The following is a 17038-nucleotide window of genomic DNA, read 5'->3' as shown; positions in this document are numbered from 1 at the left end:
TTCGGCGGTCGGGCCGCCGCAGGAGAGGCTGCGCGGCCGGCCGAAGATACGGGCGGGGCGCGGTCAGGCCGCGGCGTAGCCGGTGGTGTCGCCCCGGCCCGGCGCGGGGATCGGCTCGGTGGCCGAAGGCGCTGCGGGAGACACGGATTCGATCATGTCCAGCAGCAGCCAGCCATCGGCGGTCCAGCCGCCGTGCGTGTCGGTGCGTACCAGCCGCCCGCCCGGCACGAAGGGGTCGTCCACGAAACCCTCAGCGGCACCGTCCAATTCCAGCGCCAGCGCGGAACCACCCAGGTACACCTGCCCGGAGCGTCCCGGCGGCACCAGCCGCAGCGACTCGTCCAGCACCAGCAGCCGCGCGCCCGGAATCGGCCGCACCCGGCCGGAGCCGTCCAGCGGTCCGCGCGCCGCGACGCCCGCGTATTCCGGTGTGGTGTAGGCGAATCCGGTGCACGACCCGGGGGCCAGTTCGCGCAGCAGGGCGGAAAGCGCGGCCGGGCAGTCGTTTCCGAACACATCCCAGCGCCGCACGGTCGGCAGCGCTGGGGAGGGCAGGAAGGCCAGGTTCGCGAGGGTCCCGGCGTCGGCCACCACATGGGTCGAGGCGCTCAGGGCGATCAGCTCGGCCAGGGCGGCCGCGTCCGCGCGCTGAGCGGCGGTGGCCAGTACCAGGGTCGCGCCGTCGGCCAGCGTGGCCAGCAGTTCCACCGCGGCGTCGGTGGTGTCCCAGTGGATGGCCAGCAGCCGCACATCCGGCGAGCCGTAGGCCCGGTCGATGGGGCAGGAGCGTTGATCAGCGGCAACCGCGCGGCGATCGTCGGCGGCCGCGGCCACCGCGACCGGCTTCATGCCGGTGCCGTGCGGCCCGAGTTCGGACAGCACCGAGCCGAATTCGGCGGCCGCGGCGATATCGCACAGCACGCGGGCCAGATCGTCGAGCGTGGGCCCGGCGGTCCCGGTGACGCCGCCGTCGAGGCGTTCGAAGAGTTCGGCATAGGTGAGGATGTGATCGCCGCAGCGCACGGCGGTCCGCAGGGAGGGCACGCGGCGCCCGCACTCGATGAGCATGGAGACCGACGGCACGTCGTACAGTTCGACGCCATTGGCCCATTCGTCCACGAGCCGATGACGCTCGACGGCGGACAAGATTTCCGGCACCGCTCGCTCCATCGTTCCAAACCCCCGGTTCTAACTTATGCAACCCTAACCTAATCGATCGAGGGCACGATCAACCACCCCTTAGGGGATCGAATCGGCGACAACGGTCCCCACTCCTCGGGAAAATTAGGCTAGGCTCACCTACCGCTCGCCCTCGAACGGGCGGGCATCGGCAGACAGGAGAGTCACGATGAAGTCGGCGTTCACCGCGCGCAGCGGGCGATCGATCACCGCGCGAGCCGCCATTGCGGCCGTGGTGAGCCTGCTCGCCCTGGGGCTCGCGGCCTGCGGATCGAAGTCCAACGACTCGGCCGCCGGCGGTGGCGAACCGGTCACCATCACCCACGCCCTCGGGCAGACCACCGTGAACGGGACCCCGGCCCGCATCGTGGCGCTGGGCAATCAGTGGCTCGATACCGCGCAGGCGCTCGGCGTCACCCCGGTCGGCTACATCGACAACATCGCGGTGCTCAGCAAGGGCGCACCGCCGTGGGAACCGGCCGCGCTGGCACAGTCCACCGCGCTGCAGACCACCGGCAACCTCGCCGAACAGGTGGCCGCGCTGAACCCGGACCTGATCCTGGCCGACCCGTTCATCGCCGACGCCAAGACCTACGGCGACCTGTCCAAGGTCGCGCCCACCCTGCCCGGGCTCACCAAGGAGGCCGTCACGCCCTGGGCCGACCAGGTGCGCGCGCTCGGCCAGGTGCTGCACAAGACCGACGCCGCCGACAAGCTGATCGCCGACCTGAACGGCCGCATCGACGGTATCGCGCAACGCAATCCGGGCCTGAAGAACAAGACCTTCATCAGCTCCTGGCTGGCCGGGCCGTCGCAGCTCATGGTGCTCACCGACCCCAAGGACGGGTCCAGCCGCCTGTTCACCCAGCTCGGCATGACCATCCCGCAGCATCTGGTGGACCAGGGCGGCTCCGGCGGCCGCCTGGCCCTCTCGCCCGAACGCCTCGACGAACTCGACTCCGACCTGCTGCTGGCCGGCTACTCGCCCGGCATGGACGAGAAGTACCGCGGCCTACCGGGATTCGGCGCGCTGCCCGCGGTCAAGAAGAACTCCGCGGTCTTCCTCACCGTCCAGGAGATCAGCGCCATCAACCAGCCCACCCCGCTGGCCCTGCCCTACCTGCTCGACAAGCTCGAACCGGCTCTCGCCAACGCCGCCAAATGATCCGCACCCACGACTTCCGCTACGCCCTCCGTCCCGGCGTCACCTGCCTGACCGTCCCCGGCGGCGCGGTCCTGTTGAACCCGCCGCACAACGAGAAGCTGACCGGGCTCACCCCGGCCCAGAGCCAGGCGCTGAAGACCCTCAATCGGGGTCCGGCGACTGCGGGCGAACTCGCGGCCGAATCCGAGTCGGTGGCAACCCTTCTCGACCGGCTGGCCGGGACGGGCTGGCTGGAGGTCACCGTCCGCGACGGCGACCGGGACCTCTACACCCTGCGCCCCTTCGTCACCCCGCCCGCGCGTCCGAGCGCAGGCGGACCGCGCCCGGTCCTGTCGAAATTCACTGTCATCCACCGTGATCCGGACGGCCTGGTCCTGGAGCACCCCACCTCCTGGTGCGACCTCCGCGTCCACGACCCCCGCCTGCTGGCCCTCGCCGCCGGCGCCGATCCCACCGAACTCGGCCTGCCCGAGGCCCTTTCGGTCCGCATCGCCGCCGACCTGCGCTGGGGCGGCTTCACCGCCGACCCCGCCGCCGAGGACCGCGACTTCACCACCCGCAGCTGGAGCGCCCCCGACCTCTGGTTCCACCGGCGCAGTACCCTCGGCTCCCGCACCGTCACCTGGGACAACTTCGGCCCCACGGCATGGGCGAAAGACGAGTTCCCGCAACGCCCGGCGCGGCGCGCGCCCTACCCGGGCGCCCCGATCGCGCTCCCGGCGCCGGACCTCGCCACTCTCCGCGCCACCGACCCGGCCCTGACCGCCGTCCTCGAGGACCGTCGCTCCTGCCGGTCCTTCGACGACGCCCGGCCGATCACCCTCGCCCAGCTGGCCGAACTGCTCTACCGCAGTGCCCGCACCCGCTCGGTGGAGTCCACCCCCGACGGCGGCGAACTCCCTTCCCGCCCTTACCCTTCCGGCGGCAGCGTCCACGAACTGGAGCTGTATCCGGTGGTCCGCAATGTCGAGGGCCTGACCCCCGGCATGTACCACTACGACTCCTTCGAGCACGCCCTGCGCCCCGTCGCCCCCGCCGATTCCGCCGCGGTCCAGCGACTCGTGCGCACCACCACGGCCACCCTCGCCAACGCCGCCGAACCCCAACTGCTGCTGCTGATCTCGGCTCGGGCAGGTCGCGTCATGTGGTCCTACGAGTCGGTCGCCTACGCGAATATCCTCAAACACGTCGGGGTCCTCATGCAGACCCTCTACCTCACCGCCACCGCCATGAACCTCGGTGCGGTGGCCCAGGGCTTCTCCGACACCGCCGCCTTCACCGCCGCCACCGGTGCCGACGAACTGGAGGAATGCAATGTGGGCAGCATGATCCTCGGCACCCCCGCGGGGGACCGCTGGTCCGGGTGTCATACCCGGCTGGGAGCATCGAGATCATGACGGCGACCGGGGATCAGGTGCGGGCGGTGGCGCTCGCGCTGGCGCGCACCACCGAGCAGTTCGAATGGCAGATGCCCACCTTCCGGGTGGCCGGGAAACTGTTCCTGACCCTGCCCGAGAACGAGACCTCCATGGCGGTCCGGTGCCCCATCGTGGATCGGGACGAGCTGGTGCAGGCCGAGCCGGAGAAGTTCTGGATCGCCCCGCACGAGGCCGGGAACGCGTGGGTGCGGGTGCGACTCGCCGCCCTGGACGACCACGATGAACTGACGGCCATCGTCACCGACTCCTGGCGGCTGGCCGCACCCCGGGAACTGGTGGATCCGGTCTGAACGGCCGGATCCCGCCGCGATCGGGGTGGGTCAGAAGGTGACGCGCTGGTCCTCGGCCAGGAAGAGTTTGTCGCCGTCCTTGGTGGTGAAGGCCGCGTGGTACTCGGCCTGGTTGCGGACCACCTGGTTGGCACGGAACTCGTCGGGCGAATGGGAGTCGTTGGCGAGCAGATTCTCGGTGTACTGCGAGGTCTGCTTGGATCGCCAGTTGCGTCCCCAGGATTCGAGCATGGGCTGATAGTCGGGGTTCTCGACGCCGGCCCGCTTCTGGTTGATGCGATAGGCGGCGAAGGCCATCTGCAGGCCGCGGTTGTCGGCCACGTTCTCGCTGAGGGTGAGGGTGCCGTCGACGTGGTGCGCGGGGTCGAGACCAGCGGGGACCAGGCCGTTGTACTGGTCGACGAGCTTCTTGGTACGGGCGTCGAACTTCGCCCGGTCCTCGGCGGTCCACCAGTCCTTCAGGTTGCCGTCCGCGTCGTACTTGGAGCCCTGATCGTCGAAGCCGTGGCCGATCTCGTGACCGATGACCGCGCCGCCCGCGCCGTAGTTGACCGCCGCCTCGGCCTTCGGGTCGAAGAACGGCGGCTGCAAAAAGGCTGCGGGGAACACGATTTCATTGTTGACCGGCTGGTAGTAGGCGTTCACCGTCTGCGGCGTCATACCCCACTCGGTCTTGTCCACCGGCTTGTCCAGCTTGTCGAACATCTTCTTGGCGCCGAAAACATTGGCGGCGCGCAGGGATTGGATGAGCTGGCCCCGGGTGATCTTCAGCCCGGTGTAGTCCTCCCACTTGTCCGGATAGCCGATCTTCACGCCCATCTTGCCCAGCTTGACCAGCGCGGCGTCCCGGGTGGGCTGCGACATCCACGTCGAATTGGTGAAGTTGTCCTTGTAGGCCGCGACCAGGTCGGCCACCATGTCCATCGCCCGATTCTTGGCCTCGGGCGGGAAATGCTTGGCCACGTACAGCTTTCCGAGCTGCTCGCCCACCGTGCTGTCGACGGTGCCGACCGCCGACTTCCACCGCTCCGGCCGCTGCTGCTGCCCGCTCATCACGGTGCCGAAGAATTCGAAGTTGGCGTCGGAGAGCGTCTTCGGCAGGAACCGGGCGAACTCCCGCACCAGCGACAGTTTCAAGTAGTCCCGCCACACCGCGATATCCACGTCGTGCCACAGCTGCCCCGCCGCGGTGACGAACGACGGCTCGCCGACGATCACCGTCGCGAACAGGCTCTTGGGCCGATCGGTATTCCCGGAAAGCCAGGGCTCCCAATCGAATTGCGGCGCCAGCGCCACCATGTCGGTCCACGACATCCTGTTGTAGCTGGCCTCGGTGTCGTGCAGTTTGATGTTGTCCCAGAACCCGGCCGCGATCCGCTTCTCCAGATCCAGTACCCGGCCCGCCATGGCCACCGGGTCCGGGAATCCGGCCCCGGTCGCGATCTTCTCCAGGTATGCCTTGTATCCGGCCAGCTTGTCGGCGTATTCGGGCTTGCGATAGTACTGCTCGCTCAAGCCGATTCCGGATTGACCGACCGAGGCGATGTACGTGCGGGAGTTCTTCCGGTCCACCGAGACGCCCAGCCCGATCAGCCCGCCGATCGGCAGCGCGCCCATCACCTTGGCCAGCTCCGGCTTGCCCGTGGCCTTGTCGATGTCGGCGAACATGTCGGCGAGCGGCGTGAGGCCCAGCTGCTCGATGGTGTCGACATCCATCCGGGCGTCGTACAGATCGCGGATCTGCTGCTCGGGTGTGTCCGGCTTGGGATCCTTGATGTCCTCGATGATCTCGCGCAGCTGGCCCTGGACCCGATCCGCGACATCGTCGAAGGTCCCGAACGACACCTTGTCCGGCGGCAGCTGATACTCCTGCAGCCACTTGCCGTTGACGAACCGGTACAGGTCGTCCTGCGGCCGCACCGTCGCGTCCGACCCGGACATGTCGGGGCCGGTGAGCTGGGTCGAGGTGACCGTGTTCTTCGTATCGCTGCTACACGCCGCCAGCGTGGCGACGGCCGGCGCGAGACCGAGCGCGATCAGAAAACGACGACGGTCCATACCGGCCGGACGATCCGACGAACTCACAGGCACTACCTCTCCCCGAAGCTGCGATACCGACGCGAGGCTACCGGGGACGGCGGCCTCGCGCGGGTTGTCACGTTCTCAGAGGGTGACGCGCTGGTCCGGCGGCAGGTATGCTTTGTCGCCGTCCTTCAGGTGATAGGTGCTGTAGAACTCGCCCAGATTCCGTACCACCTGATTGCACCGGAATTCGGCCGGAGAGTGCGGATCGGACGCGATCTGACTCTGCAGCGCCTCGGCGGTCATCTTGGTGCGCCAGGTCCGGCCCCAGGATTCGAACATCGGCCGATAGTCGGGAGTATCCGTCCCCTTGCGCTTCTCGGCCATCCGATAGGCCGCCAGGGAAATCTCGAGCCCGCGCAGATCCGCCAGATTCTCACCGACCGTGAGCTCGCCGTTGACGTGCTGATCGGGCGGCAGGCCCGCCGGCACCAGCGCGTTGTACTGCGCGATCAGCTGGTTGGTCTTGGCCGCGAAGGCCGCCTTGTCCTCCGGTGTCCACCAATCCTTCAGATTGCCGTCCCCGTCGTACTTGGAGCCCTGATCGTCGAACCCGTGGCCGATCTCGTGCCCGATCACCGCACCGCCCGCACCGTAGTTCACCGCGGGCTGGGCATCCGGATCGAAGAACGGCGGCTGCAGAAAGGCCGCGGGGAACACGATTTCATTGCCGCTGGGGTTGTAGTAGGCGTTCACCGTCTGCGGCGGCATGACCCATTCCGACTTGTCCACCGGCGTCCCCAGCCGATCGAACATCCGCTTCGCCTCGAAAGCGTCCGTGGCGCGCAGGGATTCGACCAGCCTGCCCCTGGTGACCGTGAGTTTGGAGTAGTCCTTCCACTTGTCCGGGTAGCCGATCTTGGCGTTGATCTTCCCGAGTTTCGCGATGGCCGCGTCCCGGGTGGGTGGCGACATCCACGTCGAATTCTGGAAGTTCTCCCGATACGCCGCGCGCAGATCGTCGACCATCTCGAGTGCCCGCTTCTTGGCCTCGGCCGGGAAATGCTTGGCCACGTACTGCTTTCCGAGCGCTTCGCCCACGGCGTCGTTGACCGTTTCCACGGCCCGCCGCCACTGCTCCGGCTGTTCCCGCAGCCCCTGGACCACCTTGCCCGTGAAATCGAAATTGGCGTCGGCGATCGCCTTGGGCAGATAGGGCGCGTACGCGCGCACCAGGCTCAGCTTCAGGTACTCGCGCCAGGCGGCGAGGTCGACGTCGGCCCACAGCTGCCCCGCGCCGGTCACGAACGACGGCTCGGCCACATCGACCTTGCCGAACATGTTCTTGGGCCGGTCGGTGTTCCCCGAAAGCCAAGGGTCCCAGTCGAATTGCGGTCCCAGCGCGGTCAGCTCGGTCCAGGTCATCAGGTTGTAGGTCGCGTCGGTATCGCGGGTTCTGACATTGTCCCAATGGAATCCGGCGATGCGGGTCTCCAGGTCCACCACCCGGTCGGCCAGCGCGGTCGGGTCCGGGAACCCGGCTCCGGCGGCGAGGCGCTGCATGAACGTCCGGTACGCGGCGAGCCGGGCGGCGTATTCGGGCTTGCGGTAGTACTGCTCGCCCATGCCGAGCCCGGACTGCTCGATCGAGGGGAGATAGGCATTGGAGTTCTTCGGGTCCGGGCCCACGCTCAGGCCGATGAGACCCACAGTGGTGAATCCGCCCATCACATGCGCGAGATCCGGCTTGGTCGCGGCCTTGTCGATCTGATCGAACAGATCCTGCAGCGGCGTCATGCCGAGCGTCTCGATCTCGTCCCGGTTCATCCGCGCGTCGTAGAGGTCGCGGATCTTCTGCTCGTCCGACCCGGCCTTGGGATCGCGGATCCCCTCGATGATCTCCCTCAGCTGCCCCTGGACCCGCTCCTGCACGTCGTCGAAGGTCCCGAACGACGACTTGTCCGGTGGCAGCTGATACTCCTGCAGCCACTTCCCGTTGACGAACCGGTACAGATCGTCCTGCGGCCGCACCGTCGGATCCGACCCGGACATGTCCGGCCCGGTCGGCGGTTTCGAGGACTGGGAGTCCGGGGAGCAGGCGGGCAATACGGCCACGGCGGGCGCCAGGCCCAGGGCGATCAGGAACGTACGGCGGTCGAGAGCGATGGGGCGCTCGGACAACGCGAATCTCCTCTACCGGATGATCGGAACAGCTCGGACGTTGCTCGCGCCGACGCTAGTTGACCCGACTGAGGAAAATCTGAATCCGCGCCGAGCCATCTGCTCCGCCCCGATTTCACCCTGAACAGGGTCTTCGCTAAACTGTTCCGGTTGCCTGCGGGAGCTATGCCCGCACTTCGGCCGCGAACCCACAGTGGTTGTTCTCCTGTTCGGTGAAAAACCGCTGGCAGGCGCTGCCCCGCGTACCTGCGGAGCGGGCCATTGGCTCAGCTGAAGGGCAACTGACCATGCCCGTCGGGTCGGCAATCCGGCGTGCATATCGTCCAGGTCTAGGAGGAGCTGAAGTGATTCAGCAGGAGTCGCGGCTGCGCGTCGCCGACAACACGGGTGCCAAGGAGATCCTCTGCATCCGCGTTCTCGGTGGTTCGTCGCGCCGCTATGCCGGCATCGGCGACATCATCGTCGCCACTGTCAAGGACGCCATCCCCGGCGGCAATGTCAAGAAGGGCGAGGTCGTCAAGGCCGTCGTCGTGCGCACCGTCAAGGAGCGTCGTCGCCCGGATGGCTCGTACATCAAGTTCGACGAGAACGCTGCGGTGCTGATCAAGGCGGACAACGATCCGCGTGGCACCCGCATCTTCGGCCCGGTCGGCCGTGAGCTGCGTGAGAAGCGCTTCATGAAGATCGTCTCGCTGGCCCCGGAGGTGCTGTAACCATGAAGGTGCACAAGGGCGACACGGTCATCGTGATCTCGGGCAAGGACAAGGGCGCCAAGGGCAAGGTCATCCAGGCCTACCCGGCGACCGGCAAGGTCCTCGTCGAGGGCGTGAACCGCATCAAGAAGCACGTCGCGAACTCCGCGAACCAGCGTGGCGCCAGCTCGGGCGGCATCGTCACCCAGGAAGCGCCGATCCAGGCCTCCAACGTGATGGTCGTCGACTCCGACGGCAAGCCGACCCGCGTGGGCTACCGCACCGATGAGAACGGCAAGCGGGTCCGCATCTCCCGTCGCAACGGGAAGGACATCTGAGATGACTTCTACTGAGAACAAGGTGCAGCCGCGCCTGAAGACCCGCTACCGCGAGGAAATCAAGCCGGCCCTGAACAACGAGTTCAACTACGCCAACGTGATGCAGATCCCGGGCGTGGTGAAGGTCGTCGTCAACATGGGTGTCGGCGACGCCGCCCGTGACGCCAAGCTGATCAACGGTGCGGTCGCCGACCTCACCCTGATCACCGGCCAGAAGCCCGAGATCCGCAAGGCGACTAAGTCCATCGCGCAGTTCAAGCTGCGTGAGGGCATGCCGATCGGCGCGAAGGTCACCCTGCGCGGCGACCGGATGTGGGAGTTCCTGGACCGTCTGATCTCGATCGCGCTGCCGCGTATCCGCGACTTCCGCGGTCTGTCGCCGAAGCAGTTCGACGGCAACGGCAACTACACCTTCGGTCTCTCCGAGCAGTCCATGTTCCACGAGATCGACGTCGACAAGATCGACCGTCCGCGTGGTATGGACATCACCGTGGTGACCACCGCCACCAACAACGAAGAAGGCCGGGCCCTGCTCAAGCACCTCGGCTTCCCGTTCAAGGAGAACTGATCCATGGCTAAGAAGGCTCTGATCAACAAGGCCAACGCCAAGCCGAAGTTCGCGGTGCGCGCCTACACCCGCTGCCAGCGCTGCGGCCGCCCGCACGCCGTCTACCGCAAGTTCGGCCTGTGCCGCGTGTGCCTGCGCGAGATGGCCCACCGCGGCGAACTCCCGGGCGTCCACAAGTCGTCCTGGTGACTTGCCGGTCCTGGTGACCGCGTAATACCAAACCCGAAGGCCCCCACCGAGATCCGTCTCGGCGGGGGCCTTCGACGCGATGAGGCTTCAGCTGCCGCCGCTGGGGAGATGGCCGCCGAATCCGCCGCGCAACACCCGGCCGCCGGCCGCGGGGACGCCGCGGTCGAGGACGCGGCCGGTGGCGGGGCGGATGAAGCTGCCCAGCGTCAGGCCTACGACCGCGCCGACGGCGGGGTAGATCAGCGACGAGGAATGATGCAGCCAGAAGCGTGAATACGTGTCCTCGTCGGTGTCGCAAAGGTCATCGTCGACCCGTACGTTGGTTTCCGGGTCCATGCAGATCGCCACATCGGTCGGTTCGGTGTCCGCGTAGGTGGTGGTCGGGGCCTGTGTGGTGGTTGTCGGGACCGTAGTGGTCGGGACTCGTGTGGTGGTTGTCGGTCGCACAGTGGTGAGGGCGATCGGCGGCAGGGTAGTGCTCGGGGCCGCACGCTCCGAGGGGGCGGCGACGCACCCACTCGATACCAGCGCGGCCGCCACCGTCGCCGGTAGCAGATATGACACCCGAAGTGAGCGCTTGCGCGGTCTATCGGTGGCTGTCCCGATCTTCCCTGGCATGAAAACCGGTCCTTCCCCCATCGTCAGAGCGGGGAGCCTAGCAGTACCGGGCGGGCCAGACACTGGCTTCGTGGTGACCGACCGATTGCTCAGCCGATTCGAATCGGCATTGGCGCAACTACTTGCCGGCTTGGCGCACGTTGCGCTCGATATCGGGTATATTTGAATCTGATATTGCATATATAGGCGAATCGGTGAGGAGTTCGTCCATGTCCAAACTTCTGATCGAAGTCGATGATGAGGCACTCGCGGAGGCCCAGCGCATTCTGGGCACATCCACCAAGAAGGACACGGTGAATGCCGCACTCATCGAGGTCGCGAAGCGGATCAAACGAGCCAAGGCTCTCGCGGAGCTAGCGGAGATGGGGGAGCGGGGTGATTTCGACATCCTGCTCGAGAAGGGCAACTACCGCCCATGATCCACTACTTGATCGACACTTCGGCCGCGGGACGGTTGTTCTCGAATCCATCTCTGCGCAAGGCTTGGGAAGAGCCACTGACCGCCGGGGTGATCGCCGTCTGCGACGTTGTCGAACTCGAGTTCCTCTTCAGCGCGACTTCCCTGGCGGACCGACTGCGCAAGAAGGAGCTCATGTCCGAGCTCTTCGGATGGGTTGTCATGCCCGACGATGGATGGCAGCGGGCTCATCGCATACAACAATCCCTCACCGAATCCGGCCGACATCGCAGCGCAGGCGTCACGGATCTGTCGGTAGCGATCACAGCTGCCACCCATAATCTCACAATTCTCCACTACGACCATGATTTCGAGACGGTTGCCGGCGTGACCGGCCAACCGACACAGTGGATTTCACCGCCCGGCTCGATTCCGTGACTCCGCTCTGGCTCTCTAGGCCCGCTTCGCGACCTCGGCACCCGCCGAATCCGATCTCGACGCCGCCTCGGAGGCCCACCAGATCAGAAGGCCGCGCCCTGCTCGAGCACATCGGCTTCCCGTTCAAGGAGAATTGATCCACAGTCGGAGAGCGAGCAGCGGTTGGAGTGCGCTGCCATGCGCAGCCGGGCGGCAAGTCCAACCGTTCCAAACTCGCACTACAACTGAGAAATTGGCGCGAGAACACCATTCGATGGCGGATATTGCGGGGCTACACCGGTCGTCGGTGACTCGGCAGGTTCACCTTCGGCGACCGGCCACCGGTGCGGGCGGACGATATCTACGCCGATGGGCTGACCAGCAAGCACCACAGGGCGAGAGCGGGGTTGCTGGACTCCGTCCGCTGCGAAGGTCTGCGACTTCAGCATCGAAGCTACCGACGCTTGCGTGTCGTTCGCGCGCCACGCATTCGCTCCAATGCCGAGTTGACAGCGTTCTTGTCGAATTGCGCGGGATCGAAATCGTCGGCGGTGTCGAGGCCGAGCCATTCCAGCACGTCTTCGTGATCGTGGCCGTTCGGGTCGGCGAGGGTCGCCAGGATGTTCTCGTATCCCCAGATTCCGCCGCAGTCTTCCGGCGGAGCTGCGCGCCTTCCGCCGGTGCAGCGAGGGTACTCGGCCGTGGCTTCGGCGGGGCCGATGTGCTCGACGAGAATGGTGTGCTCCCAGTCATCGCCGAAGTCGTAGGTGTAGACCAGCTTCGCGCCGCCGCTGGCGACCTGTTCCAGCGTCGCCTTGGTCTCGGCGCGACGACCCAACTCGGGGTTCGGCTCGCCGAAATCGCCGAAATCGGTTTCGAACACGTGCAAATGGTCGTCGTCCCATTCGAACGCGGCTTGCAACACATCGTGCAGTTCGTTCAGCGGGATGTCGCCCGGTACCTCGAGTCGCCGCCAGATCGGCGGCTTGGCACCGCGTAGATCGACCCGCAGCCGGTAGATCGGCGCCCGGCCGTCGCGGGTCTTGCGCTTGGCCGGCAGCTTGCGGGGTCTGGGCGAGCCGAGGGGGCGGCCGGCCGCAGTCGTGAACTGGCGCAGCATGTCCAGCAGGTCGTCGGGTGACGACTGCGGGTGGGCCGGAATCGGTTTCGGTGACCTCGGCAGCGCGCGCAGCCGGGCCTGCAACAGCGGGAGCACGATGTGGTAGCCGGGGCCGTCCTCGTCGCCCAGGTCGATGATGTCGGCCAGGTCGGCGGTGTCGAGATCCTCGCGGTCGTGCGTTGCGCGGCGATCCAGCGCCACCTCGGCGCGCCAGCGGAATTCGGCTGGGCTGAGCGATGTTTCGTGGAAGGTGAGTCCGGCCTCGCATGCCTGTTGCCGGATGGTGTCGAGTGCGTCCGGCAAATGGTGCGAGTCGATCAGATTGATGCTGGCCGCCGCGCCGCAGTGGTCTGGTTCGACGAGCAGGATGATCGCGTGTGACCGGTCCGATCGGTCGAAACACACTGACAGTACGAAGGTTTCGTCGTCGGGCTCGGTGATGGCCAGGAAGTCTCGGGCGGTCACCGGTTGGGCCAGTTCCACGATCCACGGCGCGGATCCGCGCGCCGGCAACCGGTCGAGTTCGGCGGCGGCCTCCTGCCCGAGGCGGCCCGTACTGAGGGACACCAGCACAGCCAGCACCGCGGACGCGTTCTCACCCAGGGCGAGGATCGCCGGAAGCATTGGGGCGATTCCTGTTTCCTCCAGGTCGTCACCGGCCAGGCGGGTGGTCGCCAGCAGCATTCCGCCGAAGAGTTCGGCCTCTACCGGATCGATGAAGTGCTCGAGTGCGTGCAGGATCTCCTGCCTCGCGTTCTCGGGGTCGGCGCCGCCGCACTCGCCGCATTCACACCCGGTCGGAGCCTCCGCCGAACCCACCACTCGAAGGCTGCCGCGTGTCTCTCGCTTCCGGTTCACCCGCACTACCCTATGTGCGAGCGGCCGCCCGTTCCATCGATTGCGCTCACGTCCGGAACCGATCAATCTTGGGGCTCCGGTTGAGGGCTGGACGGCCTCGTCCCCACTCAGTTCCGATGCGGTGGCATCGCGCTCGACCGCGTGAACCCGCTGGCGGCCAGGGCCGGGGCCCGCAGCATCATCGCCGGGGGCACCGGGGGAGCGCTGTCGACGGGTTCGCCGCCCATCGCCGTCCGGTGTGGTGAAATCCCGATGGCCCACCGGGTTTTCGAGCACGGGGGACGTGCCGAAGTAGACGGTGCCGGTCCAGCGGCGGATGTGGTCGGTGGCCGTATTCAGTTCGGCCGCCTGGGCGGCCAGCATGGAGCGCAGGGCGAACGCGGCCGCGAGCGGCGGACTCCTGAGGGTGGGTGTCGGGATGCTCGAGCCGCTGCTGCCGACGAAACGGCAAGTTCTGCAAGCCTGTCAGGGCCTCGGATGTGTTCGGCATCCGCTGTTGGACGCACTGCGCCAGCTCACCGAGCCGCACGCGGAATGGGCTGCGCAAGACCGCCGATTTCGTGAAAGTGAGCGGCGCAGAGTCGAACTCATCGATTTCATCGATGATTGGGTGCATTCGGCGCTACCGCCCGCGCACGGCTGTGTGGCCCTGCACGCCGAATCGCTGGGGTCGATCGCAGACCGGCTGGCGCACCTCGCGGCGTGCGCCGCCGCACATCTGGCCCCCACCCTGGTTGATGTCTGGGGCCGGCTGGCCGAATTGGCGGTCGGCTACCGCGGTGTCATGTCACGTACGTGGTGACTCACACCGGTACGACGGTCAGCAGCGGTTCCAAACCCTTGAAGTCGTCCGCGTTGCGGGTGAACAGAGGCAGGTCGTTTGCCGAGGCGATGGCAGCGATCATCAAGGCCATTTTGCGGGGTTTCGGGCTACGGCCTGATGCGACAACGAGTTTCGCCATCGACGTGAACCGTCGAGCGGATGCGGTGCAGAATGGCAGCGCGTAAAGCCGTGTTCGATCGCTAGTAGACGCTCCGTACGAAGGGCGAGTGCCTGGGGTGTTGCCGCTAGAGCTATCCCCAAACCGAGCTCGGCCAGCGTCACCGTGCTGATCCGCGGTCGCACGGGCAGTCTGGAATCCTCGATGAGATCGATATCGATGAGAACGCAGGTGTCGAACAGTCCCTCGGCGAACCGTCCAGCCGATATCGGATCAGTCATCGAGGCGATCCTCGCCGAAGGCGGAGTCGATCTCCGCGCGTTCTTCGGCGGTGGAGCTGCTGCGTCCGAGCATACCGCGCTACCCCTATCGCGGGGGAGTCGAATCTCTCACCGGCACAAGGGTTCACGCAGGCAGTACACCGAGACCGACGGGCCCGCTCTGCTGCTGGGACACGGGTTCCGTCATCGGTGGTCACGTAGGGCACCGGCCCAACTCCCTTGTCGAATAATCGAACTCGCGTGCTGGATGGCCGCCCTAGCGGACGGTTCCGCCAGCTGGAGGCGTCGTACTGTGCAGAGGGACGCGGGGAAGGTGGTGGCCGCCCGCGATCATCCGAGCCACCGACCCCGCAATGTCCGAGGTCGATACCGAACGGCTGCTCGAGTTGGCCGCGCGACGGCTGTGAACGTTGCTCCGGCGCTTTCTCTCTACACGGGGCGTGGAATCTCATCTGTTCGCATGAGGATTTTCCGGGCGGCCGGTGCTGTGCTGATGAGCGAGGAAAACTCCGGATGGGTTGACCTTCGTACACCAGGATTGCATGCAGTTAGGAAAGGTCATGAGGATGAATAAGATTCGCGCGACCGTGGCAGCGTTCGCGTGTGCGCCGTTGATCGTGATAGGCACCGGAGTCGCCGCGGCGTCGCCCGCTCCCGACCCTGCCCCCACCCCTGCGGTACCGGTACAGGTCGAGCCTGCCGTTTTAACGCTGGTGCCTTCATTGGGGCTCAGCCTACTTCTCGTTCCGGGCTGCATTGCCGCCCTCACCCCCCCGTTCACCGCGATCGGGGTTGCCTGCCTGGTGGCCGTCTGACCTGGAGAAATCCGCAGCGCGCTCTCGCATTTCGGTGCGAGAGCGCCCCTCGGTTACAGCGCGACACTTCGGGAGAGCAATATTCGGCAGATGTCCACCAGGGGCCGCAGGTGTCATCGGCCTGACACTCGCAACCATGGGGGGCGTGCACGCGGCGCCCCCGGCGGAACTGGGCGGTGGATCGGGGATAGTTCTCGACGACGGCTCACTGTGCACCCACACAGCGATTGGCTGGGACGCATACGGCCGGATGGTCGGATTGACTGCGGGCCATTGAATGCGCGTGGCGGTGTGGGTTCGGGGTTCCGCCCGGCCTAGGCGTGCGGGCGAGTGCGCCGCCGCAATGGTCGTGATCTCCGAGAGTTATTGCGCGGCATTCGCGACAGTCAGCAAGAGCCGCACCAGCTCGGCCTGCCGGTGGGTCCCCGTCTTGATGAAGATGTGTTGCAGGTGCGTGCGGGCCGTGGCCAAGGAGACCGAGAGCTGGTCGGCGACAGCCGGTAAGCCTTCACCGTGCAGCACTCCGTTGGCGACCATGGTCTCGGCTTCGGTCAGCTCATACAGTTCCTGTAGCACTTCCGATTGCGGTCCCGGATCGTGATCCGGATCGACGACCAGCAGTAGCGCGGCTCGATGCCACGGCAAGCCTCCGGCCATACCGTCCAGAGGTGTGACATGCACCGTGAGAGCACGCTTTCCCGATCGTCGAGCGACTGCGATAGTGCCGCCCGCACCCGCCGGGGCGGCGGCCTCGCGGATGAGCCGGCACAGCTGCATATGCTTCGCGGGCGGTGTGGCGCGCAACCTCCCGAAGGAGTCCACCGCCAGCCCGTCGATATCGAGTGTGATCTCTTCGGCCATGGAGTTGGCGAACATCAGCGTGGCATCCTCGGCGACGATCAGGATTCCGTACTGCGCCTTTTCCAGTGTCGCGAACGCGAATGCGCGCTCACGGGCCAATTCGACCAGCTTCGACTGCGTGTGAAGGGCCTGCTCCAGGTGCGGCACCAGGGCGCGCATGAGTGCTCTGCCCTCGGAGTGACGGGATACATCGATGCTTTCGGGCAAGACAACGCAGATCCACGATGCCGGGATCTCGCCGCTGATGCGAGCGATGAGGCTGTTCGCCAGGCCGTCCGGACTGGTCTCGTCGGCACCGGGGCCGTTTCGCCGATGCTGGACCGCGAGGACTTCGTCGCTGGTCGCAATGGTGCCGACCGGAAGTTTATGGACGCGTTTGGCGACACGGGTCAGCTGTTCGCCGACGTCGTCTGCGGTGGCATCGGCACCGAACGCCTGAATGGTGAGCCGTCGGGTTGCCGGATCGGCGATGATCAGAAAGCCGTGAACGGCACCGAAAGCGGCCGCGATCTCACCGATTACCCCGGCCCATCGGTCCGGATTGGCGCCCGCGTCATAGATTCCGGAGATCAAGTGCGAGAACCGCTGGAGGGCGATCTGCACGTTCAGCCCTCCCACTCTCGGACTGGGGGCCACTGCGGTTGATCATCTGCGATGCATTGCATAG

At 66.5% G+C, this 17038-nt stretch carries 17 protein-coding genes and 1 pseudogene; 11 read left to right on the top strand and 7 right to left on the bottom strand.

Annotated elements, in window-relative coordinates:
- Positions 1-63 precede the first annotated feature (63 nt).
- The gene (locus tag ABZV44_RS01580) at positions 64-1158 is read right to left on the bottom strand and encodes an AMP-binding protein (protein ID WP_354830535.1); all 1095 of its coding nucleotides are present in this window, start codon (positions 1156-1158) and stop codon (positions 64-66) included.
- A gap of 190 nt (positions 1159-1348) precedes the next feature.
- On the opposite strand from ABZV44_RS01580, the gene ABZV44_RS01575 reads away from it, so the two are divergent.
- Genes ABZV44_RS01575 through ABZV44_RS01565 form a run of 3 tightly spaced genes read left to right on the top strand, consistent with a single transcriptional unit; the run spans position 1349 to position 4073 of the window.
- On the top strand, positions 1349-2344 hold the full coding sequence (locus ABZV44_RS01575; RefSeq protein ID WP_354830533.1) for an ABC transporter substrate-binding protein: 996 nt from the start codon (positions 1349-1351) through the stop codon (positions 2342-2344).
- On the top strand, positions 2341-3741 hold the full coding sequence (locus ABZV44_RS01570) for a SagB family peptide dehydrogenase (protein ID WP_354830531.1): 1401 nt from the start codon (positions 2341-2343) through the stop codon (positions 3739-3741). Before ABZV44_RS01575 ends, ABZV44_RS01570 begins: the two co-directional genes overlap by 4 nt.
- Positions 3738-4073, top strand: a complete 336-nt coding sequence (locus ABZV44_RS01565; protein ID WP_354830530.1) for an MmcQ/YjbR family DNA-binding protein — start codon at positions 3738-3740, stop codon at positions 4071-4073. The genes ABZV44_RS01570 and ABZV44_RS01565 overlap by 4 nt, the downstream gene beginning before the upstream one ends.
- A 30-nt stretch (positions 4074-4103) precedes the next feature.
- On the opposite strand, the gene ABZV44_RS01560 is transcribed toward ABZV44_RS01565, so the two are convergent.
- Entirely contained in the window at positions 4104-6158 is a 2055-nt protein-coding gene (locus ABZV44_RS01560) for a M13 family metallopeptidase (RefSeq protein ID WP_354830528.1), read from the bottom strand.
- Between the two features lie 78 nt (positions 6159-6236).
- Entirely contained in the window at positions 6237-8276 is a 2040-nt protein-coding gene (locus ABZV44_RS01555; RefSeq protein ID WP_354830527.1) for a M13 family metallopeptidase, read from the bottom strand.
- Between the two features lie 344 nt (positions 8277-8620).
- On the opposite strand from ABZV44_RS01555, the gene rplN reads away from it, so the two are divergent.
- The 4 genes from rplN to ABZV44_RS01535 are packed head-to-tail and all read left to right on the top strand — an operon-like array spanning position 8621 to position 10063.
- Positions 8621-8989 carry a 50S ribosomal protein L14 gene (rplN, locus tag ABZV44_RS01550; RefSeq protein ID WP_033090674.1) on the top strand — a complete coding sequence of 123 codons (369 nt, stop codon included), beginning with the start codon at positions 8621-8623 and terminating at the stop codon, positions 8987-8989.
- A 2-nt stretch (positions 8990-8991) separates the two neighbouring features.
- Positions 8992-9306, top strand: a complete 315-nt coding sequence (gene rplX / locus ABZV44_RS01545) for a 50S ribosomal protein L24 (protein WP_040804283.1) — start codon at positions 8992-8994, stop codon at positions 9304-9306.
- Between the two features lies 1 nt (position 9307).
- Positions 9308-9874, top strand: coding sequence for a 50S ribosomal protein L5 (gene rplE, locus ABZV44_RS01540; protein ID WP_354830525.1), 567 nt, complete (start codon positions 9308-9310; stop codon positions 9872-9874).
- A gap of 3 nt (positions 9875-9877) precedes the next feature.
- A complete protein-coding gene (locus tag ABZV44_RS01535; protein WP_029923637.1) occupies positions 9878-10063 on the top strand; it encodes a type Z 30S ribosomal protein S14 in 186 nt (61 codons plus the stop codon).
- Between the two features lie 87 nt (positions 10064-10150).
- Here the strand turns inward: ABZV44_RS01535 and ABZV44_RS01530 are convergent, their stop codons facing one another.
- Positions 10151-10681, bottom strand: coding sequence for a hypothetical protein (locus ABZV44_RS01530; protein WP_354830523.1), 531 nt, complete (start codon positions 10679-10681; stop codon positions 10151-10153).
- Between the two features lie 209 nt (positions 10682-10890).
- Between ABZV44_RS01530 and ABZV44_RS01525 the strand changes: the two genes are divergently transcribed.
- The gene (locus tag ABZV44_RS01525) at positions 10891-11100 is read left to right on the top strand and encodes a type II toxin-antitoxin system VapB family antitoxin (RefSeq protein WP_354830522.1); all 210 of its coding nucleotides are present in this window, start codon (positions 10891-10893) and stop codon (positions 11098-11100) included.
- 8 nt (positions 11101-11108) lie between these two features.
- Complete coding sequence (locus tag ABZV44_RS01520; protein WP_354830521.1) at positions 11109-11516, top strand: PIN domain nuclease; 408 nt, start codon at positions 11109-11111, stop codon at positions 11514-11516.
- 433 nt (positions 11517-11949) lie between these two features.
- On the opposite strand, the gene ABZV44_RS01515 is transcribed toward ABZV44_RS01520, so the two are convergent.
- Positions 11950-13473 (bottom strand): plasmid pRiA4b ORF-3 family protein, encoded by a 1524-nt coding sequence (locus ABZV44_RS01515; RefSeq protein ID WP_354830519.1) that lies wholly within the window; start codon positions 13471-13473, stop codon positions 11950-11952.
- Between the two features lie 325 nt (positions 13474-13798).
- On the opposite strand from ABZV44_RS01515, the gene ABZV44_RS01510 reads away from it, so the two are divergent.
- On the top strand, positions 13799-14275 hold the full coding sequence (locus tag ABZV44_RS01510) for a DUF4254 domain-containing protein (protein ID WP_354830518.1): 477 nt from the start codon (positions 13799-13801) through the stop codon (positions 14273-14275).
- 102 nt (positions 14276-14377) lie between these two features.
- On the opposite strand, the gene ABZV44_RS01505 is transcribed toward ABZV44_RS01510, so the two are convergent.
- Positions 14378-14695 carry a hypothetical protein gene (locus tag ABZV44_RS01505; RefSeq protein WP_354830517.1) on the bottom strand — a complete coding sequence of 106 codons (318 nt, stop codon included), beginning with the start codon at positions 14693-14695 and terminating at the stop codon, positions 14378-14380.
- Positions 14696-15646: 951 nt separating this feature from the next.
- Between ABZV44_RS01505 and ABZV44_RS01500 the strand changes: the two are divergent.
- A pseudogene (locus tag ABZV44_RS01500) lies at positions 15647-15784 on the top strand (serine protease); the annotation flags it as partial.
- Between the two features lie 89 nt (positions 15785-15873).
- On the opposite strand, the gene ABZV44_RS01495 reads toward ABZV44_RS01500, so the two are convergent.
- The gene (locus ABZV44_RS01495; RefSeq protein ID WP_354830515.1) at positions 15874-16974 is read right to left on the bottom strand and encodes a LuxR family transcriptional regulator; all 1101 of its coding nucleotides are present in this window, start codon (positions 16972-16974) and stop codon (positions 15874-15876) included.
- Positions 16975-17038 lie beyond the last annotated feature (64 nt).

Source organism: Nocardia sp. NPDC004860, from assembly GCF_040609015.1.
Lineage (GTDB): Bacteria > Actinomycetota > Actinomycetes > Mycobacteriales > Mycobacteriaceae > Nocardia.
Note: the sequence above shows the minus strand (reverse complement) of the source record. Positions and strands in the feature narration are given on the sequence as shown.